Genomic DNA, 21,934 nt, shown 5'->3' with positions numbered 1-21,934 from the left:
GGGATCGGACTGGTCATTCAGCCCGCGCCCAGCCGGCGCCCGACCCGGTCGGCCAAAAACTCGGAGGCGAGCAGCGCCGTCACCGAGATGCCGATCGAGACCAGGGTGAGGCGCAGGGCCGGCCCCTCCCCGCCCGGAACCTGAGTCAGCGTATAGATCGCCGAGGGCAGCGTCTGGGTCTCGCCCGGGATGTTCGACACGAAGGTGATGGTCGCGCCGAATTCGCCCATCGCCTTGGCGAAGGCCAGCAAGGCCCCCGCGATGCAGCCCGGCAGGCTCAGAGGCAGCGTCACGGTGAGGAACACCGCCAGCGGGCGCGCGCCCAGCGTCCCGGCCGCCTGCTCCAGCCGGCGATCCACCGCCTCGATCGACAGGCGCATCGCCCGCACCATCAGGGGGAAGCCCATCACCGCGCAGGCGAGCGCCGCCCCGGTCCAGCGGAACGCCAGGACGATTCCCGCCTCCGCCAGCAGGCTTCCGAGCGGGCCACGCCGGCCGAAGGCCAGGAGCAGAAGGTAGCCGGTCACCACGGGCGGCAGGATCAACGGCAGGTGGACCAGCCCGTCGAGCAGCGCGCGCCCGGGAAACCGGCGGCGGGCCAGGATCCACGCGATCGCGAGACCCGGGCCGAAGCTCGCCAGTGTCGCCACCAGCGCCACTTTGAGGCTCAGGGCGACGGCGGCCCACTCCGCCGGGGTGAGGTCCAGCACGGCGGCGTTGCTATCGGCCGGCCGCGGGCGCGTCGATCACCGTGAAGCCCTGGCGCTCGAACGCAGCTCGCGCCGCCGGGCTGCGCAGATAGCTCAGCAGGACGGCGGCATCGGGATTGCGCGAATCCCCGATGATGGCCGCCGGGTAGACGATCGGCGGGTGGCTGTCTGCCGGGAAGGTCGCCAGCACGTGGACGCCGGGATCCGCCGCCGCGTCGGTGGCGTAGACGATGCCGAGCGGCGCCTCCCCGCGGGCGACGAGCAGCAGGGCCCCGCGCACGTTGTCGGCCTGGGCCACCTGCCCCTTCACGGATTCCCAGGCGCCGAGTTTCTCCAGGGCGGCCTTGCCGTACTTGCCGGCCGGGACGGCGTCGATCGTCGCCATGGCCAGCTTGCCGCCGTCGAGCATCTTCGCCAGCGTCGTGCCGAGATCGGGCGCGAGGGCGATCTGGGGATCGGAACCGGGATTCTTCGGCCCCGGCGCGATCAGAACCAGCGAGTTGCGCAACAGGTCGATCCGCGAGCTTGGCTTCAGAAGGCCGGCCCGCGCCACGTAATCCATCCAGGCCTGATCCGCCGAGAGAAACAGGTCGGCCGGCGCCCCCGCCTCGATCTGCTTGGCGAGGGCGTTCGAGCCCGCGTAGGAGATCCGCACCGTCTTGCCGGTCTCCTTCGTCCAGGCCGCCGTGGTATCGTCGAGCGCGTTCTTGAGGCTGGCCGCGGCGAAAACCACGACGGGATCCCCCGCCCGCGCCCGCCGGGACGTGGGACAGACAATCAGGAGACCGAGGGCGAGCACGACCAAGCTGCGTCGAGTCGGGCGCATGGCTGAGGGTCCCCTCTCTCGCGGACCGTTATATCCGGCCGGGTATGACGGGGAGCATAGAGGCCGCCGCGCGCGCGGCCAAGGTCCAGCGCGCCGCGCTGCAAGGCGCGGATACTGGTTGGCCGCAGGACAGCGCGTCGAACCGACGGCTCGCCCCTGCGCGACGGCAACCCGCCCGACGCACGCCAGCACCCCGTGACGGGATCGAACGGGTGATCCCACCCATCTCGTCATGCTGAAGCGCCTGCGGCAGCGGGCTCCGAAGCCTTCGCGTTTCCGTCTCGGGTACGGCGCGCCGCGCGATCGGGCGCGCCTCAAAGCGCGGAGTCGCGGGGCTCCTTCGGCGCGTTCTCCGCGCGATGCAGGCGGCTGAGAAGGACGAGGAGGTGTCCCGGAAGCGGCCCGTCAGGGGTCGGGCCGCCGAAGAGCCGCTCGCGCGGGCGCCCGGACCCCGTCGTCTCGTTGACGATTACGGGCCCGCGGGGGCCGGAACGTCTGGACTTGGTCACGCGGTACGCACCCTGCTCAATCGCGGTTCACGGGAAAGGCGGGCCGAAAACGTCGTGCCCGCAGACGGGTTCCCGTTGTTTCGCCGATCCCTGTGGTTAACGCGCGCGCACCATGCCGCATTCCTGAGCGCTCAGCGCCGCGAATCGCAATCCGGTAGGGTCACCACGTGCGGATGTCGCGCCGCTCCGGCGATCCAACTTCCGGTAGTTGGCTCATGCCGGCCGCCACGAGAAGCCCCCAGAGCCACGCCACGCCGGTCGTGGCACAGGCGAGCGCGGCGCTGATGAAGAGGGGTGCGGTCATGGGCGACGTGTGCCTGTCAAAACTGGCGCGCCGGTCCACGGAGGGACGGCGCGCCCAAGTTCAGGGTTCCAGCTTGGGGAAGCCGAGACTTTCTAAACACACATATCGGTCCAGGAAACCTGTTTAAGATCGTTATGAAATGAGTATTGCCGTTTGTGTCCTCCGGGCAACAAACGGCATGGCGGCGTCGCGGCGCGCTGGCCGGACCGGCGTCACGACGCCGGTTTTTTCGCGTCGGCATCCGGTTGCCCCCTGTGCGGCGGTGCGCGACGGCGCTACAGCCCGGGCCCATGCTGGAAGGTCTGCCGCCCCACCGCCCGTCCCACGTCCTGCGCCTGCTGACCGACGAGCGCTCGGCGCGGGCCATGACCGACCTGCTGGGCGAGATGTTCGATCCGACCGAGACCGCCGTGGCGGCCTTCGAGGATGCCGACGGCCGAACGTGGCGGCTCGAAGCCTATTTCGCGGATGCGCCCGACGAGGATTACGTCCGCGCGCTGATCCGGCCGGTGATCGGCGATGCGGCGGACGCGGCCGAGTTCCACACGATCGCGCAGCAGGATTGGGTGCGCGCTTCGCTGGAGGGGCTGAAGCCCGTTCGGGCCGGGCGCTTCCTCGTGCACGGCTCGCACGACCGCGCGGCGGTCCGCGCCAACGACCTGCCGATCGAGATCGAGGCGGCTCTCGCCTTCGGCACCGGCCACCATGGCACGACGTTGGGCTGTCTGCGCGCCCTGGTCCAAGTGCTCAAGCAGCGCCGTCCGGCCCACGTCCTCGATGTCGGCACGGGCACCGGCATCCTGGCCTTCGCAGCCGCCAAGGCGCTGCGGCAGCCCATCGTGGCGGGCGACCTCGACGCGGAGGCGGTGCGCACGGCCCGGGAGAACGCCCGGGCCAACGGGCTCGGCCCTCACCTCAAGCTCTATCACGGCGCCGGGGTACGCCACCGGCTCGCGGCGCGGTCCCGCCATTTCGATCTGGTCTTCGCCAACATCCTGGCGCGGCCGCTGCGGCTCCTCGCGCCGTCCCTGAGCCGGGTGGTCGCGCCCGGGGGCGTGCTGGTCCTGTCCGGCCTGATCGAGCGCGATGTGGCCGGCGTGCTCGCGGCCTACCGCCACCAGGGCTTCGCCCTCGTGCGCCGGGGTCTGATCGAGGGTTGGGTCGCCCTCGTGCTGATGCGCGGCGGCGCGGCCGCACGACCGTTGCCTCGGCGCTGAACCGCGCGCAAGCGGGCGCTCGCCCCCGGCACGACCCGGACGTCACTCCGCGATTCGCCGTCGGACCCGATCGATGTCGGGATGCGCCCGGGCGCCGGGTCGTCCCGAGGACGCCTGCCCGTATCCAGCGGACTCGGCGGCCCGGATCGCGTGGTTGGAGGCCCATGACAGCCTGCCGGCCGGCTCCGCGCCCGATCGCCTCCTGACGAGCGGCCGAGGCTCGAACCCCCGGCGTCGCTATCGCGCCGCGCGCAAACCCCGCGGCAGGCACAACCCGTCCAGCGCAGTTTCGCTATCGGCTGGCCGTTCGGTCGCATCCGCGTGCGCGACCGGTGCGCCGAGCGCGGCCATCAGGACCCGCAGGCCCTCGATCCAGTCTTCCACATCCGCGAGCGAGGCGAAGCCCTCGCGTCGGATCACGGTATCGGGTTCGATCGTGACGACGGCGTCGAAGCAGCCATCCGGTCTGTCGCTGATCCGGTAATAGACGCGGCGTGCCATCGTACTCTGATAAGCCAAAAGCGATGGCTTGATAAGATTGTTCGCGATTTTTTCATGTTGAATAAGGTATGCGCCGCGCCCATTGCTGAGCCGCGCACTGCATAACGATCGTGGTCCGGCAACTTTTACGCGCACACAGAGTAGCGGCCCCCGACCCGGCCAAACCGCGTTTCGGTTGCCATGCTGGCGGGGGGCGCTCTACCCTTCCCCCATGATCGAACCGCCTCCGTCCCGACCGCGCCAGCGCTTCCAGAGCTTCGACGATCCGAGCCATCGCAAGGGGCCTGAGCGGATCGAGGCCCTGCGGGCGGCGCTGCGCGAGACGGGCGTCGACGGATTCGTCGTTCCGCGGGCCGACGAGCACCAGTCGGAATACGTCCCCGCCGACGCGGAACGGCTCGCTTGGCTCACCGGCTTCACCGGCTCGGCCGGAACCGCGGTGATCTTGGCCGAATCCGCTGCTCTGGTGGTCGACGGCCGCTACACCCTCCAGGCCCCCGAGCAGGTCGATACCGGCATCCTCACGGTCGTGCCGCTGGCCGAATCGACGCCGGAGGCTTGGGTCGGCGCCAACCTAAGGCGCGATCAGGTGCTCGGCTACGACCCTTGGCTGCACACGCCGGACGGGCTCGCGCGGCTGGAACGGGCCGCGACGAAAGCGGGGGGCGCCCTGCGGGCTGTGCCGAACCTCGTGGATGCCGTCTGGGCCGGCCAGCCGAAGCCGCCCGTCGGACGAATCAACCGCCATCCGGACGCCCTGGCGGGCGAGACGGTCGCAGACAAACTCGCCCGGGTGCGCGAGAGCCTGAAGGAAGCCGGGTGCGACGCCCTCGTTGTCTCGGACCCCCACAACCTCGCCTGGGCGTTCAACCTGCGGGGCGCCGATGTCGGGCACACGCCGCTGGCCCTCGGCTACGCGATCCTGCCGCGCGAGGGGCTGGCACGCCTCTTCCTGGTCTCGCCGTCCGTCGATCCGGACCTGCGCGCGGCCCTCGCCCCCGTCGCCGAGATCCTGACCCGGGCGGAACTGGAGGATGGGCTGGCCTCCCTCGGCGGCGCGCGGGTGCGGCTCGACGCGGCGACCGGGGCTGTCGCGCTCAGGGAGCGGATCGAGGCGGCCGGCGGCACGGTCGATGTCGGCAAGGATCCGATCACCGGGATGAAGGCGGTCAAGAACGCCGCCGAGATCGCCGGCGCGCGCGCCGCCCATCGCCGGGACGGAGCGAGCGTCGTGCGCTTCCTCGCCTGGCTCGACGCGGCGGCCGCGGAGGGCGGCCTCACCGAGATCGCCGCCGTCGAGGCGCTGGAGGATATTCGCGATGCGGGCGGCGACCTGCGCGACGTCTCGTTCCCGACGATCTCGGGGTCCGGCCCGAACGGGGCGATCGTGCATTACCGGGTCACCCGCGCGAGCGACCGGGCGGTCCGCCCGGGGGAGCTGTTCCTGATCGATTCCGGCGCGCAATACCCGGACGGCACCACCGACATCACCCGCACCGTCGCGGTGGGCGAGCCGAGCCCGGCGATGCGTGATCGCTTCACCCGGGTGCTGAAGGGCCACATCGCCATCGCCCGGGCGGTGTTTCCGAAGGGGACGACCGGCGCGCAGATCGATGCCTTCGCCCGGGCACCCCTCTGGCAGGCGGGGCTCGATTTCGACCACGGCACCGGTCACGGGGTCGGCGCCTTCCTGTCGGTCCACGAGGGGCCGCAGCGGATCGCCAAGACCGGCATGGTGGCGCTGGAGGCCGGCATGATCCTGTCGAACGAGCCGGGCTACTACGCGGCTGGCGCCTACGGCATCCGGATCGAGAACCTCGTGCTGGTCGAGCCGCGCGCCATCCCGGACGGCGAGCGCCCGATGCTCGGATTCGAGACGCTGACGCTCGCCCCCTACGACCGGCGGCTGATCTGCCCGGACCTACTCGACCCGGGCGAGCGGAGCTGGATCGACGCCTATCACGCCCGGGTCCGGGAGGTTTTGTCGCCGGACCTCGACGCCGGGACGCGCGCATGGCTCGAGCAAGCGACGGAGGCGCTGGCGGTTTGAGAGCTGCTCGACCCGCGGCTGCCGGGGATGCACCGTGCGCCCTTGCGCGGTCTCCGGCGGGGCGACACATTCGGTCGCGGGCCGGTCGCTCCCGACCAGCGAACGGCCAAGGTTTTGGCAAGCGCTCGAAGGGGCTCGGACCTGCCCGCTGATCGCACGGAGGTCGCCCGCGAGGCTGCCGACACGGTGTTCGGCAGTCCCCGCGTCGAGGCGGCTCACCCTGGCGACATGATTGGTTCGGACGGCGACGCGGTTCGACGTGGCCGTTTGATCCTAAAGGACGATGCCATCGAGCAAATCGATGAAGAGGCGCTGCTCGACGCCGGTCTGGCGATTCGCAGGGCGCTGGAGACGGCTGGCGAGCCGCTGCGGGTCATGGTCGAGTACGCCGGGCAGCGTGCGCTCGACGAGCTTGGCACTTATTAATCCGGAGCATCTGTTCATTCCGGCATAAGCCTTATGAGTCGGCTGGGGATTCGGCAGCGATGTGGCGACGATCGCGGGGGCCGTCGTAGAGTTGCAGGATCGACAGTATCAGGCAGACGATGATCCGACCGCAGCTTCGGCGCGCATCGATGCGCGCGCCGCGCTCCAGACCGCCCGCTCGGCGGTCGACCGATTGAGGCGGCCGACCGAAGATCAGCGCAGGGCGTCCTATCTTCTCATCCTGTTCGAACCCCGCCGTTGAGCATTGACGATGCGATGATCCGGCGGGCGACAGGGAGCCGACCGGCGCGCTACAACATCCCGTCACGGAAAAGCCCGCGCCGCGCACGAAGACTCCGCGCCTGAAACTACGAACGCCCGGCGCGCGAAGGGACAGCATGATCCGCCGCCTCGTACTCCCGATCCTGCTCCTCGCCGCGAGTCTGTCGGCCGCCCTAGCGCAGGGGCTGCGCACGCCGCCGGATCTCGTGCGGTCGAGCCTCGTGGCCGAGCCTGCCGCGGTGGCGGGGGCGCAGCCCTTCACCCTGGCGGTGCGGATGCAGGTGAAGCCCGGCTGGCACGTCTACTGGCGCAACCCGGGGGATTCGGGCCTACCGCCCGAGGTGACCTGGACCCTGCCGGCCGGCTTCAACGCGGGAGCGATCCGGTGGCCGTCGCCGGAGCGCATCCCGATCGCCACGCTGATGAACTACGGCTACGAGGGCGAGGTCACCCTCCTCGTCCCCGTGACGCCGCCGCCGAGCCTGGACCCGGCAAGCCCGGTGCAGATCCAGGCCAAGCTGACCTACCTCGTCTGCGAGACCGAGTGCGTGCCGGGTTCCGCCGACCTCGCCCTCACCCTGCCGGTGGGCGCGCCGCGCCCCGACCCGGACAACGCCGCCCTGTTCGCCCGCGCCCGGGCCGCCCTCCCCGCCCCGGCGCTCTGGCCACTCGGCCTGTCGAGCCAGGGCGATACCCTGAAGCTCGATTTCGCGGCGACCGGCCTCAAACCCGACGCCATCCGGAACGCCGCCTACTTTCCCTATGCCGAGACCGCGATCGACAACGCCGCCGCGCAGGTGATGACCGTCGACGGTTCCGGCCTGCACCTCACCCTCGCCCGGAGCAGCCCGGACGAACCGGCCCCCGCGGCCCTTCCGGGCGTGCTGACCCTGGACGAGGTGACCGCATCGGGGCCCCGCCGCCTCGCCTTTGCGTATGGCGACGATCCGGTGCTTCCGGCCGCGACCGCGCCGCTGCCCGCGGAGACGGCGCCGGCGCGGGCAGCCGTGTCCGACCTCGATGCGCTGACGCTCGCGACCGCGGCCGCCTTCGCCTTCCTCGGCGGTCTGATCCTCAACCTGATGCCCTGCGTCTTCCCCGTCCTGTCGATCAAGGTGCTGAGCCTTGTGCGGCATGCCGGAGAGGGCCCGGCCCGCCTGCGCCTGCACGGTCTTGCGTACACGGCCGGCGTGCTGGCGAGCTTTCTCGGACTCGCCGCCGTGCTGATCGGCCTGAAGGGCGGTGGGGCGGCGATCGGCTGGGGGTTCCAGCTGCAATCGCCCCTGGTCGTGGCCGGGATCGCCTATCTGCTCTTCGCGATGGGCCTGAGCCTGTCCGGCGTGGTCGCGCTCGGCAATCGGTTCGCGGGTGTCGGCGACAGCCTCGCCCGGCGGGACGGGTTGGCCGGCTCGTTCTTCACCGGCGTTCTGGCGACGCTGGTGGCGACGCCCTGCACGGCGCCGTTCATGGGCTCCGCGGTGGGGTTCGCACTGACCCAGAGCGCCGGCGTGGCGCTCGTCGTCTTCGCGAGCCTCGGGTTCGGCCTCGCCCTGCCCTTCCTGGCCCTCACCGTCTGGCCCCCGGCCCTGCGGGCGCTGCCGCGGCCCGGCGCCTGGATGGAGACACTCAAGCAGATCCTGGCCTTCCCGGTCTACGCCACCGTAGCCTGGCTGATCTGGGTCCTCGCGCAGCAGGTCGCTCCGCAGGGCCTGCTGGCGGCGCTGATCGGCCTCGTGCTGGTGGGCTTCGCCGCCTGGGCCCTGAACCGCGGCCGGGGCGCGAACCCGTCAGCGGGGCGGGTCGCGCGGGTAACCGCGGCCATCGCGCTCGCCGCCGTCGGGGTGATCATGGTGAGCCTCGAGCACGACCGAGCCGGCGCGGGCACCCGGGCCGCCGCGGACGGCATCGAGCCGTTCACGCAGGCGCGCCTCGACGCGCTGGTGAACGCGCGCAAGCCCGCCTTCGTCAACATGACGGCCGCGTGGTGCATCACCTGCGCGGTCAACGAGACGACCTCGCTCTCCACCAAGGCCGTGCGGACCGCGATGGCCGAGCGGGGCGTGACCTATCTGAAGGGCGACTGGACCAACCAGAACCCCGAGATCACCCGTCTTCTGGAGAAGCACGGACGGAGCGGCGTGCCGCTCTACCTGCTCTATACCGGCGCCGGTGAGCCCCAGGTGCTGCCGCAGATCCTGACCGAGGGGACGGTTCTGCAGGCGCTGGCCTCGGTGCCGGCCGCCGACAGGAGCGCCGCGCTGACACGCTGACCGGGGTTTCCAGGGGGCTGGCCCTTTGGCGGGGTGTCGGGGCGGAGCCCCGACGATCGGGCGGAGCCCCGACGATCGGGCAATGCCCGACACCAGGGCCCTGCCCTGGACCCGCAAGCGGTCTCGACCTTTTGAAACCGAAACTGGGCGCCTCAGGCTTCGAGGGAGAAGGTCTCGTCGAAGGCGTAGCCGGAGCCGCGGACGGTGCGGATCGGATCGGGCTGGCGCGGCCCGTTCAGCGCCTTGCGCAGGCGCCCGACATGAACGTCGACGGTGCGCTCATCGATGTAGACGTCGTGGCCCCAGACTCCGTCGAGGAGCTGTTCGCGCGAGAAGACCCGGCCCGGCGCCAGCATCAGAAATTCCAGCAGCCGGAACTCGGTGGGGCCGAGATGCAACTCCTCCCCGGCGCGGCGCACCCGATGACCGGTGCGGTCGAGTTCGAGGTCGCCGGCGGCCAGACGGTCGGAGACATGAGCGGGCTTGGCCCGGCGCAGAAGGGCGCGGATCCGGGCGAGCAGTTCCGGGACGGAGAACGGCTTGACAATGTAGTCGTCGGCGCCCGTGCCGAGGCCGCGGACCCGGTCGCCCTCCTCGCCGCGGGCGGTGAGCATGATCACCGGCAGCCGCTCGGTCTCGCGCCGCGCCCGGATGCGGCGGCACAGCTCGATCCCGGACAGACCCGGCAGCATCCAGTCGAGCAGGACCAGATCGGGCATCCGCTCCGCCAGGAGCAGTTCCGCATCGTCGCCCCGGGCCGCCGAATCCACCAGGAAGCCCTCGGCCTCCAGGTTGTACCGCAGCAGCGTGGTCAGCGCCTCCTCGTCCTCGACGATCAGGACTTGCATGCTCACGTTCGATGACCCGTTCTCGCGGCGGAGCCGCCGATGGTGCCGGAGGACCCGCCCTGTCTCAAGGTGCGCGTTCGGCGCTGCGCACCGGAATCCGGGATCATGATTTAGGGAGCCTGTCCCCCGTCCACCGTCGCGTAGTTCGACGCATCGTTCTTGGGCCGGTCGCCCGCGAGCGTCTCGCCGGTGGCAAGGTAGTGGATCGTCTCAGCGATGTTGGTGGTGTGATCGCCGATGCGTTCGACGTTCTTGGCGCAGAACAGCAGGTGCGTGCAGAACGAGATGTTGCGCGGATCCTCCATCATGTAGGTCAGGAGTTCGCGGAACAGGGAATTGTACAGCGCGTCGATCTCGCCATCGCGCTCCCACACGTCATGGGCGGCCTGGATGTCGCGGCTCGCATAGGCGTCCAGCACGTCCTTGAGCTGGCCCTCCGCGAGGTCGCTCATGTGGCGGACACCCAGCACGATCTTCTGAGCCGGCGCCTGATCGGAGATCGCCACCACGCGCTTGGCCACGTTCTTGGCGAGGTCGCCGATCCGCTCCAGATCGCCGGAGACGCGGATCGCCGAGATGGTCTCGCGCAGGTCGATCGCCAGGGGCTGGCGCCGGGCGATCAGCAGGACAGAGCGCTCTTCGATGTCCCGCTGCAGGGCGTCGAGGCGCTTGTCGGCGAGGATCACCGTCTGGGCGAGCCCGTCGTCGCGACGGACCAGCGCGTCGGTCGCCTCGGCGGTCATCTTCTCCGCCACGCCGCCCATCTCCGAGATCGAGCGACGGAGATTCTCAAGATCGGTGTCGTAGGAGCTAACGATATGGCCGGGCATGAGATGGATCCTTCGATGGGGGCGTGCGATCCCACGCGTTTGCGGCGATCCCGCCCGGTCGCCGCGGCGACCGGGACGCGGTGACGCGAAGACCGGTCCGCGACACGGCTTAGCCGAAGCGGCCCGTGATATAATCCTGCGTCCGCCGCTCGGTCGGATTCATGAAGAGCTTTTCGGTCTGCGAGAATTCGATCAGTTCGCCGAGATACATGAAGGCGGTGAATTGCGAGATGCGCGCCGCCTGCTGCATGTTGTGCGTGACGATCGCGATCGTGAACTCGTCGCGCAACTGCTCGATCAGCTCCTCGATCCTGCCGGTCGAAATCGGATCCAGCGCCGAGGTCGGCTCGTCGAACAGGATCACGTCCGGGCGCTGGGCCACGGTGCGGGCGATGCACAGGCGCTGCTGCTGGCCGCCCGACAGGCCCATGCCGGACTGCTTGAGCTTGTCCTTCACCTCGTCCCAGAGCGCCGCCTTGCGCAGCGACGACTCGACGCGCTCGTCGAGTTCCGACCGGCCGAGCTTCTCGTAGAGCCGGATGCCGAAGGCGACGTTGTCGTAGATCGACATCGGGAAGGGCGTCGGCTTCTGGAACACCATGCCGACCCGGGCGCGAAGGTCGTTGAGATCGACCCTCGGATCCAGGATGTTGACCCCGTCGAGCAGGATCTCACCCTCGGCGCGCTGCTCCGGATACAGGCTGTAGATCCGGTTGAAGGTGCGCAGCAGCGTCGACTTCCCGCAGCCAGACGGGCCGATCAGGGCGGTCACCTGCCGATCGTGGAAGTTGAGGTTGATGTTCTTCAGGCCGTGGAACTGGCCATAGTAGAAGTTCAGTCCCTTCACGGCGATCCGGACCGGCGCCTTGGTGTCGGCGCTGGCCCTGGCGGAGGGCTGGATCAGGGGCTCGGCGGTCGCTGCGGCATTGCTCATCGGGCTGATCCTTCGGGCGCGCTTCAGCGGGCCCGCTGCGGCTTGATCACCACGCGGGCGACAATCGAGAGGGCGAGGATGGTCACGGTGATCAGGAGGGCTCCGGCCCAGGCCAGCTGCTGCCAGTTGGGATAGGGCGAAAGCGCGAACTGGTAGATCATCACCGGCAGGTTCGGGATGCCGCCCATGAGGTCGGCGTTGAACCAGCTGTTGTTGTTCAGCGCGGTGAACAGGAGCGGCGCGGTCTCGCCGGCGATGCGGGCCAGCGCCAGGATGATGCCGGTCACGATGCCGGCCGAGGCGGCACGCCAGCTCACCTTCATGATCACCGTCGAGGCCGGTGCGCCGAGGGCCGCGCCGGCCTCGCGCAGGGTGCCCGGCACGAGGCTCAGCATGTCCTCCGTGGTGCGCACGATCACCGGCGTGGCGATGATCGCGAGCGCCACGCTGCCGGCCCAGCCGGAATAGCTGCCCATGGGCCGCACCATCAGCGTGTAGACGAACAGGCCGATCAGGATCGACGGCGCCGAGAGCAGGATGTCGTTGAGGAAGCGGATGACGACGGCCAGCTTCGAGGTCCGGCCGTACTCCGCCAGGAAGGTCCCGGCCATCACGCCGACCGGGGTGGCGATGACGATGCCGATGGTCGTCAGGATCAGGCTGCCCAGCACCGCGTTGGCGATGCCGCCGCCCTCGCTGCCCGGCCCGGGGGTTGGCTGGGTCAGCAGGGTCGGGGTGAAGCCGCGCACGCCCTCGAAGATCAGCATCAGCAGGATCGAGCCAAGCACGATCACGCCGAGCAGCGTGGCGAAGGCGCAGAAGCCGCGGAGCACCGCGTCGGCCCGGCGCCTTCCGGGACGGACCCGGCTTCTTCCGAGGGGGGCGGCGGCGAGTGTGTTGGTCGCGTCCATGGGACTCCTCACCGGCTCCTCAACCGACACGCACGCGCGACGTCAGGATGCGCGCTGCGATCAGGACGATGAAGGTGATGACGAACAGGATGCAGCCCAGCGCCATCAGGGCGTTGAGCTGCATGCCGTCCGCCTCGTTGAACTCGTTGGCGATCCGGGACGCGATGGTCGAGCCGGGATCGAACACCGAGGCCGAGAGGCGGTTGGCGTTGCCGACCACGAAGGTCACCGCCATCGTCTCGCCCAGCGCCCGGCCGAGGCCGAGCATGATCGCGCCGATGATCGACACCGAGGCGTGCCGGATCAGGACGAAGCGCGTCACCTCCCAGGTGGTGCAGCCGACCCCGTAGGCGCTCTCGCGCAGGATCGTGGGGATCTGGTCGAGCATGTCGCGGGCGACCGAGGCCACGAACGGCACGATCATGATCGCCAGGATGATGCCGGCGGTGAGCACGCCGACGCCCGACGGGATGCGGGCATACAGCACGGTCCCGACGATCGGCAGACCCTCGACGATGTTGGAGATCGGGATCTCGATGAAGCGGGCGAAGAGCGGCGCGAAGACGAACAGGCCCCACATCCCGTAGATGATGCTCGGAACCGCGGCCAGCAGCTCGATCGTCATGGCGACCGGCTTGCGCGCCCAGCCCGGACAGAGCTGCGTGAGGTAGATGGCGATGCCGAGCGAGATCGGGACGCCGATGACCAGGGCCAGGAGCGCGGAGGTCAGCGTGCCGATGACGGCCACCAGGGCGCCGTACTGCTCGGTCCCGACGTTCCAGGCGCTGGAGGTCAGGAAGCCGAAGCCGAACTCCTGAAAGGCGGGCAGCCCGCCGTACACGATCGAGCCGATGATCCCGACGAGGACCGTCAGCACCAGCAGCGCCGCGCCATACGCGCAGCCGCGGAACAGCGCGTCCATGTTCCGGCTCGGACCCTTCCGCGCCGCGGTCGTCCGGGTTTGGCCCAGGGCAATCGTTTCAGTCAAAGCGGGCATCCGCGGTTCTCTGCGAAAGATGGCGTGGTAGCGCGGCGCGATCCCGGAAGCGAGGGAGGAGGCCGAAACCTCCTCCCGACGCGGCTTACATGTTGTAAACCGGCTTCCCATCCTTGCCCTTCACGCTCTTCCACTCCTCGTGGATCAGTGAAACGACGTTGTCGGGCAGCGGAACATAGTCGAGATCCGAGGCGAGCTTGTCGCCGTTCTTATAGGCCCAGTCGAAAAACTTGAGCACGTCGGCGGCCTTGGCCGGATCGGCCGGGTCCTTGTGGACCAGGATGAAGGTCGCCGCCGTGATCGGCCACGCATCCTCGCCCGCCTGGTTGGTCAACGAGATGCCGAAGCCCGGGGCCGACTTCCAGTCGGCGCTGGCGGCGGCCGCCTGGAACGCCTTGTCGTCCGGCTGCGGGAACTTGCCGGCCTTGTTCTGGAGCAGGGCGTAGGCGAGCTTGTTCTGCTTGGCATAGGCGGATTCGACGTAACCGATGGCGTTCGGCACCTGCTTGACGGTGGCGGTCACGCCCTCGTTGCCCTTGCCGCCCTGGCCGACCGGCCAGGAGATCGTCGTGGCCGCGCCGTACTCCTTCTTCCACCCATCCGAGACCTGCGACAGGTAGGTCGTGAAGATGTTCGTCGTGCCCGAGGCGTCGGACCGGTAGACCGGGGTGATGTTGGTGTCGGGTAGCTTCAGGCCCTCGTTCAGCTTCGCGATCCGCGGATCGGTCCACTTCGAGATCTTCCCGGCGTAGATGTCGGCAAGGACTTCACCGGTGAGCTTGAGCTTGCCCGGCTCGACGCCGGCGATGTTCACCACCGGGACGACGCCGCCCATGACGGTGGGGAACTGGACGAGGCCGTCCTTGGCGAGCTGCTCGCCCTTGAGCGGCGCGTCGGTGGCGCCGAAATCGACCGTCTTGGCCTGGATCTGCTTGATCCCGCCGCCGGAGCCGATCGACTGGTAGTTCAGGCCCGATCCGGATTCCTTCCGATAGGCCTCGGCCCATTTGGAATAGACCGGGAAGGGGAACGTGGCGCCGGCCCCGGTGATGTCGGCGGCGAGCGCGGCGGACGCCAGCTGTACCGTCGCGAGGCCGACGGCGAGCGCGTAAGCGAAGGGTCTCAATGGAATCTCCGTTGCCGTCGGGCAAGTGCCTGCACTGCCCCGCCGGCATGCTCATGCCCGCGGCAGAGCCTTGCGGCCGATCTCCAGAAAGACCCAGCGCCGGCCGCCCGATGGCTGCGCGGTTACGACAGGTAGATGACATCGGCATGACATCACGCCGCAGGTCATGCGGCACGGTTCACGGGTCTCGCGCGTTTCTCCCGGTAACGGCACGGAAGGAAGTGGTCACCGTGGAGGGCGAAAGCGCCGATTCAGCGACGAAGGTCGACCCGGGCTGGCTTGCCCTGCATGCCGAGCGGGAGGCGGTGGAGCGCGCCCTGGCGCTCGCGCAGGCGCGTCAGAAGTTCAGCAGCGATCCGGACGCGGCTGCCGCGGCGCGGCGCGAGGAGGCGGATCTGCTGGTCAACCTCGACCGGGTGCTGACGCTGATTCGTGCGGCCGAGTATCGCCGGAGGCCCGGGGCGCGCCGCTGGTGAGGCGTCGCGCCGCCGCTCCGACCCGAGCGGATTTCGCACGGGCAGCCGCCGGTATTGCGATGCAAACCCGTGGCCCGTCATAGACCTGAGCGGATGAAACGTTGGTCTGCCAACGCCGATCGGCTCAGCCCGCCCGACGCAGCTCCCGCTCCTTCTGGCGCAGGCGCAGGAGCAGCTCCACATGGGTATCGGTGATCGGCTGCGTGTCGACGCTGCCCTCGTAGACGGAGCGGAGCGAGAGGCCGAGCTGGCGGGTATCGATCGCGCGCTTCTGCGTCTGTCCCGCGTCGAGAAGCGCCCCGGAATCGACGATTGACGGCTTCATCTCTTCCTCCCGCCCTTCGACCGCCCAAAACCCGCTGCGGTGCCGGGCTGTGGATAATGTCACCAGGAATGGTTAACGAAACGTTATCGTCAACTCACGGTTAAGCTTACCTGTTACCGGAGCCGGCGTCGAGGCGCGCTCCCGCGCTGACCGGTGTCCCCTCCGGCGGACAGCGCTCTAACCGTCTGCGCCCTGGAGGAGCCGCGCCGCGGCCGCGCGGGCCTCGTCGGTGACCGTCGCGCCCGCGAGCATCCGCGCGATCTCTTCCCGGCGTTCCGCCACCGGCAGGCTCGCCACGCGGGTGGCGACGCGTCCGGCGCCCTTCACGGGCGCCTTGGCGATCAGGAAATGCGTCTCGGCGCGCGCCGCGACCTGCGGCGCATGGGTGACGGCGACGACCTGAACGGTCGCGGCGAGGCGTGCGAGGCGCAACCCGATCGCATCCGCCACGGCGCCGCCGACGCCGGTATCAATCTCGTCGAAGATCAGCGTCGGAGCCGAGCCCTTGTCGGCGAGCACGACCTTGAGGGCGAGCATGAAGCGCGACAACTCGCCGCCGGAGGCGACCTTCATCATCGGGCCGGGCTTGGTGCCGGGGTTGGTCTGTGCCCAGAACTCGACCCGGTCGATGCCGGCCGGATCGCGCGCGTCCGGATCGGTGACGATCTCGGTGATGAACCGGGCCCGCTCCAGCTTCAGGGGCGGCAGCTCGGCCTTCACGGCGGCATCGAGCTGCTTGGCCGCGCGGCGGCGGCCGGCGCTGAGCTTCTCGGCCGCCTCCGCATAGGTCGCCTCCGCCTCGACGAGCGCCTGCTCCAGGCCGCCGAGCGCGGCTTCACCCGCATCGATCGCCGCCACGTCGCCGGCATAGCGCTCGGCCAGGGCCGCGAGGTCGTCGGCCGGAACGTCGTACTTGCGGGCGGCCGCCCGCAGGGCGAACAGCCGCTCCTCCACCCGCTCCAGGTCGCGGGGGTCGAACTCGGTCTCGGCCACCGCGGCGTCGAGCACCGCGCGGGCCTCGTCGAGGGCGACCATCGCGGCATCGAGGGCGTTGACGCAGGGGTCGACCAGGGCCGGGAGCTGCGCGGCGCGGCGCTCCAGCTTGCGCAGGGCGGCCGAGATATGCGGCACCCCGGAATGGGGCCCGCCCACCGCCTCCAGCGCTTCGTTCAGCTCGCGCGCCACCTTCTCCGACTGCTGCATGATGGTGCGGCGCTCGGCGAGCTGCGCCTCCTCGCCGGGCTGCGGCGCGAGCGCGGCCAGCTCCTTAACGGCGTGGCGGAGAAAATCGGCCTCCTTGCGGGCCGCCTCGACGCGGGCGCGGTGCTCGGCGAGGTCGGCGCGGGCGGTGCGGACCGCCCGGGACGCCGCCGCGACCTTAGTGAGCTGGCTGTGAAGGCCGCCGAACGCGTCGAGGATCGCCCGATGCGAGGCCGGATCGGCCAGCGCCCGGTCGTCGTGCTGCCCGTGGATCTCCACCAGGGCGGCACCGATCGCGCGCAGGACCTGCACGCCCACCGGCTGGTCGTTGACGAAGGCGCGGGTCCGGCCGTCCGCCATCTGGGTCCGGCGCAGGATCAGGTCGCCCTCGGTGTCGATCTCGGCCTCGGCGGCGATCCGGCGCGCCGGATGATCCAGCGGGAGGTCGAACACGGCGGTGACGACACCCTGTGCTTCCCCGTGCCGGACGAGGCGACCGTCGCCGCGGCCGCCGAGCGCCAGGGCGAAGGCGTCGAGCAGGATCGATTTGCCCGCGCCCGTCTCCCCGGTCAGGACGCTGAGGCCCGCGCGGAAATTGAGTTCGAGTCGGTCGATCAGGACGATGTCGCGGATGGCGAGCTGCGCCAGCATGCGGCGAGGACATTCCTCAGGATGGGTTCGCAGACATAAGGCCGTCGCAGCGCCGATTCACCCCAAAAATGCGTCGCACAACGGGAAAGGCCCGGAGCCTATGGCTCCGAGCCTGCAAGGCGGGACTGCGACGACGCCGCGGCCCGGAACCCGGAGCGAGCGCGTTGCGATCCGGTGGATCGAAGGATGGTTTCGAAAGGTCGAGACCTTTCGCGGGTCCAGGGCAGAGCCCTGGGAACGTCTCAGGGCCGGACATCCCCGGGCCCCGCCCTGAGAAGCCGCCAAGGGGCGCAGCCCTTTGGCAACCCGGTATCGCGGGTCGACCAGCCTCTCACTCGGCCGAGGCAGTCTTGCCCGCGACCGTGCGATAGATCTTCGAGAGGAACGAACTCTTCTCCTCGCGGGGCTCCAGGCCGTTCTGGGCGAGGAGCGCGTGCGCGTCCTTGTACCAGGGACTCTCGGGGAAGTTGTGCCCGAGCACCGCGGCGGAGTTCTGGGCCTCCTGGGCGATGCCGAGCGCCCAGTAGGCCTCGGTCAGGCGCTCCAGCGCTTCCTCGGCGTGGCGGGTGGTCTGATATTTGGAGACCACGTCGCGGAAGCGGTTGATCGCCGCCGGGAAGTTGCGCCTCTCAAGATAGAAGCGCCCGACCTCCATCTCCTTGCCGGCGAGCTGATCGCGGGTGATCTGGATCTTCGCCTTGGCGTCGATGGCGTATTCCGAGGTCGGATACTTCTGGACGAGTTCCTGAAGTGCTACGAGCGCCTTCTCGGACCGCTCCTGGTCGCGGGTCACGTCCGGGATCTGCTTGTAGTTCGACATCGCCATCAGGTACTGCGCGTAGGCCGCGTCCTTGCTGGCCGGGTGCCGCTGCAGGTAGCGCTTCGAGGCGCTGATCGCCTCGTCGTACTTCTGGCCCTCGTAATTCGCGTAGGCGGTCATCAGCAGCGCCTTCCGGGACCATTCGGAATACTGGTACTGCTTGTCGAGGCTGTCGAATTTCTTGACCGCGCCCTCGTAGTCGCTGTCTTCGAGCTTCGCCAGGCCGTCGCTGTAGAGCTTGTCGGCCGGCACGTCCGGCACGACCTCGGGTTTGTACTTCTCGGCGAAGAGATTGGTCGGGTCGAAGTCGCAGCCGCCGAGGCCCAGGCCGAGGACGGCCATGAGGGGGGCCGCGAAGGCCGCCGCCCGGCGGTGACGAAAGGTGACAGGCATCTGGCGCTCTTTCCCGGAAGCGGCGCCATCCCGCGCCGTCATGCCATCGCGTGCGTGGATCCGACCCGCCGGGCCGTGCCCGCCGTTCACGGACCGTTAAACCGTGCCGGTTGATTCGGGCACGAAAGCGGCAAGGCTGAGGCGGGCTGGATCGTTCGCCGACTGTGTCTTGCGGACCACAGGTTGATGGTCAGAGGTCGGCCGCGAAAGCCGCGAGCCCGAGGCCGGCGCCGAGTTCGGAGAGGGTCGTCTCGCGGCGCGGATTCTGGGCCTCGACGATCGCGTAGTTGGCCCGGTCGGCCAGGAGGGCGGAGAGTACGCCGACATTCATCCGGTGTCCGCCGCAGAAGGAGCGGTAGGCGCCCTGGATCGGCAGGCCGGCAAGCGCGAGGTCGCCGACCGCGTCGAGGATCTTGTGCCGGACGAACTCGTCCGGGAAGCGCAAGCCCTCCGGGTTAACCACCGCGGTCTCGCCGACCGCCACGGTGTTCTCCAGGGAGGCGCCGAGGGCGAAGCCCGCCTTCCAGTAGCGCTCCACGTCCCGCATCATCCCGAAGGTCCGGGCGCCGGCGATCTCGCGGCGGTAGCTCGCGGGCGACAGGTCCATCGCCTTGCGCGAGCGGCCGATCACCGGGCTCTCGAAATCGATCTCGACGTCGAGGCGGAAGCCTCGGTCGATCGGGCGCAGCTCCGCGAAGGAGCGGCCGGTCTCGATTCGGACGTGGCGCAGCACCTTGAGCCAGCGGCGGGGCGTGCCGCAGGTGGCGATCCCGACCTGATCGATGGCTTCGACGAAGGGCAGTGCGGACCCGTCGAGGATGGGCATCTCGGGCCCGTCGATCTCGATCAGGGCGTTGTCGACGCCCAGGCCGAAGAGGGCGGACATCAGGTGTTCGACGGTGGCAACCGCGCCGGTCTCGACGTCGCCCAGGACGGTGCAGAGTTCGGTGGCGGAGACGAGGGCGTGATGCGCCTTGATCAGGCGGTCATTGCCATGGGGCGTACCGGTGCGGAGGAAGGCGATGCCGTGATTGGCGGGTGCGGGCCGGAGCGTGATCTCGGCGGGGTTCCCGGAATGGACCCCGATGCCCGAAAGAGTCGCCGGCCCTTTGAGGGTCGTCTGTTTCAGCGTTCGCATTCCTTAGCCCCCGGCCGCGATCAGGTTCCGCCATTCCGACAGGGAATGGGAGAAGACTGACTGATCCGTCCGCTGCTTGATGCCCCTGCTCACGCCATCAGGTTGTATCCTGATGCATGTTTCGTCGGTCTCGGTGCTTCTATAGCTGCACCGCACAGGGCAGCCAAATCACGGATTCTTACGCACTGTTACAGACACGCTTGCAGTTCGGCAGACGCAAAATGCTGTGTGATCAACGGCTTAAAAAATGGTTACCGCAGGGCTAACCCGCGGCCGATCTGTGTCATGGATGCACCAGACATCCCCGGAAGACAGAGTCAGGAGGCCGCAGGCAACGCCTCCGACACGGGCATTTGAAACCTGAGATTGTGCTCGTCCAACACGAAGAGCCGGCGGTCAATCGCCGGCCCTCGTTCGCGATCGGACCCGGAAGCGGCCTCAGTTCGCCTGACGGCGGAGGAAAGCCGGGATCTCCAGTTGATCGTCGTCCATCATCCGCGGCTGGGGCGCGACGCGCCCCTGCGCGTCGAGATGGCCCTGAGCCGGGCGGTACTGCGGCACCGCCGGAGCCGCCGGAGCGCGCGCAGTCGGGGGAACGTGAGGCTGAGCCATCTGCGGCTGCGGCGCAGCGGGGTTGGCCCGGGCCGCGGGTGCGCCCTCGATCTCGTCGCGACGCCCGCCGAAGCCAACCGTAGCGAGGCGGCGCAGGAGCGACGTCCGCTTGGATTCCGGAGCCGCCTCCTCCTGGGCGCGGTTCGCCAGGATCTGGGTCTGGGCGATCGGCGGCAGCTCGTGGATCTGCGGCATCCGCGGGGCGCGGGCGAGCGGCGTGCCGCCCGGGGCGGCCGGACGCGGCGGCACGAACGGGCCGGCCTGGAACTGCGGCGCGGGCTCGGCCGGAAGCGGCGCGGGCGGCGGGACGAAGGGCGCTGCGGCCCGGGGCTGGACCGGGGCGAGCACGACGTCGTCGCGGATCATCGGCGCGGCGGGCTCGCGGATGGCCAGGGGCTCGGACCGCATCTCCGGGGCCGGCTGCGGCGCGGGGGCCGGCGCCGGCGCCGGGGCGACCGCCTCGGTGCGGATGCTCGGCACCGGCGAGGCGGTGCGGGCGCGGGCCTCGGCGCGCAGGCGCTCGGCGACCTCGGCGATGCGCTGCTCGGTCTCGGCGATGGCCGGGTTGTTGGGCGAGTTCGCCGCGATCAGCGCCGGCTCGATGCCGGTGGCGACCACCGACACGCGGATGATGCCGTCCAGGCTCTCGTCGAAGGTGGCGCCGAGGATGATGTTGGCGTCCTGATCGACCTCCTCGCGGATGCGGGTGGCGGCCTCGTCGAGCTCGTACAGGGTCAGGTCCGAGCCGCCGGTGATCGAGATCAGCAGGCCGCGGGCGCCCTTCATCGACACGTCGTCGAGGAGCGGGTTGGCGATGGCGGCCTCGGCGGCGCGGTTGGCGCGCTTCTCGCCCGACGCCTCGCCGGTGCCCATCATGGCCTTGCCCATGCCGCGCATGATCGCCCGCACGTCGGCGAAGTCGAGGTTGATCAGGCCCTCCTTCACCATCAGGTCGGTGATGCAGGCGACGCCCGAATAGAGCACCTGGTCGGCCATCGCGAAGGCGTCCGCGAAGGTGGTCTTCTCGTTGGCGACCCGGAACAGGTTCTGGTTCGGGATCACGATCAGGGTGTCGACCGCGGCCTGCAACTCCTGGATGCCGGATTCAGCGGTGCGCATCCGGCGGATGCCCTCGAACTGGAACGGCTTCGTCACGACGCCGACCGTCAGGATGCCCATGTCGCGGGCCGCCCGGGCGATGACCGGGGCGGCGCCAGTGCCGGTGCCGCCGCCCATGCCGGCGGTGATGAAGCACATGTGGGCGCCCGAGAGCTGGTCGCGGATCTCGTCGATCACCTCGTCGGCGGCGGCCGAGCCGACCTCCGGGTGCGAGCCGGCACCGAGGCCCTGCGTCACGCCGAGGCCCATCTGGATCACCCGCTCGGCCTTCGACGACGTGAGCGCCTGTGCGTCGGTGTTGGCGACCACGAACTCGCAGCCCAGCAGGCCGGACTCGATCATGTTGTTGACGGCATTGCCGCCGGCGCCACCGACGCCGAAGACGGTGATGCGGGGCTTCAGTTCCCGGATGTCCGGCGCCTGGAGGGTGATGGCCATGGTGTCGAGCCTCTCGCTAAC

General features: G+C 69.8%; 21 protein-coding genes. 6 read left to right on the top strand and 15 right to left on the bottom strand.

The features are described from left to right. Positions 1 to 17: 17 nt before the first annotated feature. The 3 genes from modB to MKK75_RS24255 form a co-directional block, all read right to left on the bottom strand. A complete protein-coding gene (modB, locus tag MKK75_RS24265; protein WP_244045069.1) occupies positions 18 to 710 on the bottom strand; it encodes a molybdate ABC transporter permease subunit in 693 nt (230 codons plus the stop codon). Positions 711 to 720: 10 nt separating this feature from the next. Then, positions 721 to 1,536 carry a molybdate ABC transporter substrate-binding protein gene (modA, locus tag MKK75_RS24260; RefSeq protein ID WP_244045068.1) on the bottom strand — a complete coding sequence of 272 codons (816 nt, stop codon included), beginning with the start codon at positions 1,534 to 1,536 and terminating at the stop codon, positions 721 to 723. 669 nt (positions 1,537 to 2,205) lie between these two features. Continuing rightward, positions 2,206 to 2,349, bottom strand: coding sequence for a hypothetical protein (locus tag MKK75_RS24255; RefSeq protein WP_244045067.1), 144 nt, complete (start codon positions 2,347 to 2,349; stop codon positions 2,206 to 2,208). Positions 2,350 to 2,639: 290 nt separating this feature from the next. Here MKK75_RS24255 and MKK75_RS24250 point away from each other — a divergent pair, with 290 nt between their 5' ends. Continuing rightward, complete coding sequence (locus MKK75_RS24250; RefSeq protein ID WP_244045066.1) at positions 2,640 to 3,566, top strand: 50S ribosomal protein L11 methyltransferase; 927 nt, start codon at positions 2,640 to 2,642, stop codon at positions 3,564 to 3,566. Positions 3,567 to 3,803: 237 nt separating this feature from the next. Here MKK75_RS24250 and MKK75_RS24245 read toward each other — a convergent pair whose 3' ends face one another. Next, entirely contained in the window at positions 3,804 to 4,067 is a 264-nt protein-coding gene (locus MKK75_RS24245; RefSeq protein WP_244045065.1) for a hypothetical protein, read from the bottom strand. A 211-nt stretch (positions 4,068 to 4,278) separates the two neighbouring features. Here MKK75_RS24245 and MKK75_RS24240 point away from each other — a divergent pair, with 211 nt between their 5' ends. From MKK75_RS24240 to MKK75_RS24225, 4 genes are all read left to right on the top strand, one after another. Further along, positions 4,279 to 6,117 carry an aminopeptidase P family protein gene (locus MKK75_RS24240; protein WP_244045064.1) on the top strand — a complete coding sequence of 613 codons (1,839 nt, stop codon included), beginning with the start codon at positions 4,279 to 4,281 and terminating at the stop codon, positions 6,115 to 6,117. A 186-nt stretch (positions 6,118 to 6,303) separates the two neighbouring features. Beyond that, positions 6,304 to 6,543 carry a hypothetical protein gene (locus tag MKK75_RS24235; protein WP_244045063.1) on the top strand — a complete coding sequence of 80 codons (240 nt, stop codon included), beginning with the start codon at positions 6,304 to 6,306 and terminating at the stop codon, positions 6,541 to 6,543. A 61-nt stretch (positions 6,544 to 6,604) separates the two neighbouring features. Further along, positions 6,605 to 6,805, top strand: coding sequence for a valine--tRNA ligase (locus MKK75_RS24230; RefSeq protein ID WP_244045062.1), 201 nt, complete (start codon positions 6,605 to 6,607; stop codon positions 6,803 to 6,805). A 136-nt stretch (positions 6,806 to 6,941) separates the two neighbouring features. Further along, positions 6,942 to 9,095, top strand: coding sequence for a protein-disulfide reductase DsbD family protein (locus tag MKK75_RS24225; RefSeq protein ID WP_244045061.1), 2,154 nt, complete (start codon positions 6,942 to 6,944; stop codon positions 9,093 to 9,095). A 152-nt stretch (positions 9,096 to 9,247) separates the two neighbouring features. On the opposite strand, the gene phoB is transcribed toward MKK75_RS24225, so the two are convergent. The 6 genes from phoB to pstS form a co-directional block, all read right to left on the bottom strand. Beyond that, complete coding sequence (gene phoB, locus MKK75_RS24220) at positions 9,248 to 9,943, bottom strand: phosphate regulon transcriptional regulator PhoB (RefSeq protein WP_161393791.1); 696 nt, start codon at positions 9,941 to 9,943, stop codon at positions 9,248 to 9,250. 110 nt (positions 9,944 to 10,053) lie between these two features. Next, the gene (gene phoU, locus MKK75_RS24215; RefSeq protein WP_244045060.1) at positions 10,054 to 10,773 is read right to left on the bottom strand and encodes a phosphate signaling complex protein PhoU; all 720 of its coding nucleotides are present in this window, start codon (positions 10,771 to 10,773) and stop codon (positions 10,054 to 10,056) included. A gap of 109 nt (positions 10,774 to 10,882) precedes the next feature. Then, entirely contained in the window at positions 10,883 to 11,707 is an 825-nt protein-coding gene (gene pstB, locus MKK75_RS24210; RefSeq protein WP_244045059.1) for a phosphate ABC transporter ATP-binding protein PstB, read from the bottom strand. 23 nt (positions 11,708 to 11,730) lie between these two features. Beyond that, positions 11,731 to 12,618 (bottom strand): phosphate ABC transporter permease PstA, encoded by an 888-nt coding sequence (pstA, locus tag MKK75_RS24205; RefSeq protein WP_244045058.1) that lies wholly within the window; start codon positions 12,616 to 12,618, stop codon positions 11,731 to 11,733. Between the two features lie 19 nt (positions 12,619 to 12,637). Beyond that, positions 12,638 to 13,615 (bottom strand): phosphate ABC transporter permease subunit PstC, encoded by a 978-nt coding sequence (gene pstC, locus MKK75_RS24200; protein ID WP_244045057.1) that lies wholly within the window; start codon positions 13,613 to 13,615, stop codon positions 12,638 to 12,640. 85 nt (positions 13,616 to 13,700) lie between these two features. Then, on the bottom strand, positions 13,701 to 14,741 hold the full coding sequence (gene pstS, locus MKK75_RS24195) for a phosphate ABC transporter substrate-binding protein PstS (protein ID WP_244045056.1): 1,041 nt from the start codon (positions 14,739 to 14,741) through the stop codon (positions 13,701 to 13,703). A 230-nt stretch (positions 14,742 to 14,971) separates the two neighbouring features. Between pstS and MKK75_RS24190 the strand changes: the two genes are divergently transcribed. After that, positions 14,972 to 15,217, top strand: a complete 246-nt coding sequence (locus MKK75_RS24190) for a hypothetical protein (RefSeq protein WP_244045055.1) — start codon at positions 14,972 to 14,974, stop codon at positions 15,215 to 15,217. A gap of 124 nt (positions 15,218 to 15,341) precedes the next feature. Here the strand turns inward: MKK75_RS24190 and MKK75_RS24185 are convergent, their stop codons facing one another. From MKK75_RS24185 to ftsZ, 5 genes are all read right to left on the bottom strand, one after another. Beyond that, the gene (locus MKK75_RS24185) at positions 15,342 to 15,542 is read right to left on the bottom strand and encodes a hypothetical protein (RefSeq protein ID WP_244045054.1); all 201 of its coding nucleotides are present in this window, start codon (positions 15,540 to 15,542) and stop codon (positions 15,342 to 15,344) included. A 177-nt stretch (positions 15,543 to 15,719) separates the two neighbouring features. Then, positions 15,720 to 17,393 (bottom strand): DNA repair protein RecN, encoded by a 1,674-nt coding sequence (gene recN / locus MKK75_RS24180; RefSeq protein ID WP_244045053.1) that lies wholly within the window; start codon positions 17,391 to 17,393, stop codon positions 15,720 to 15,722. Between the two features lie 331 nt (positions 17,394 to 17,724). Further along, positions 17,725 to 18,606 (bottom strand): outer membrane protein assembly factor BamD, encoded by an 882-nt coding sequence (locus MKK75_RS24175; RefSeq protein ID WP_244045052.1) that lies wholly within the window; start codon positions 18,604 to 18,606, stop codon positions 17,725 to 17,727. A gap of 190 nt (positions 18,607 to 18,796) precedes the next feature. Further along, positions 18,797 to 19,744, bottom strand: coding sequence for a UDP-3-O-acyl-N-acetylglucosamine deacetylase (gene lpxC / locus MKK75_RS24170; RefSeq protein WP_244045051.1), 948 nt, complete (start codon positions 19,742 to 19,744; stop codon positions 18,797 to 18,799). Positions 19,745 to 20,182: 438 nt separating this feature from the next. Further along, positions 20,183 to 21,913 (bottom strand): cell division protein FtsZ, encoded by a 1,731-nt coding sequence (ftsZ, locus tag MKK75_RS24165; protein ID WP_244045050.1) that lies wholly within the window; start codon positions 21,911 to 21,913, stop codon positions 20,183 to 20,185. Between the last annotated feature and the right edge of the window lie 21 nt (positions 21,914 to 21,934).

It is taken from the genome of Methylobacterium sp. J-030 (assembly GCF_022829545.1).
GTDB lineage: Bacteria > Pseudomonadota > Alphaproteobacteria > Rhizobiales > Beijerinckiaceae > Methylobacterium.
This window is presented reverse-complemented; position numbering and strand designations above follow the sequence as displayed.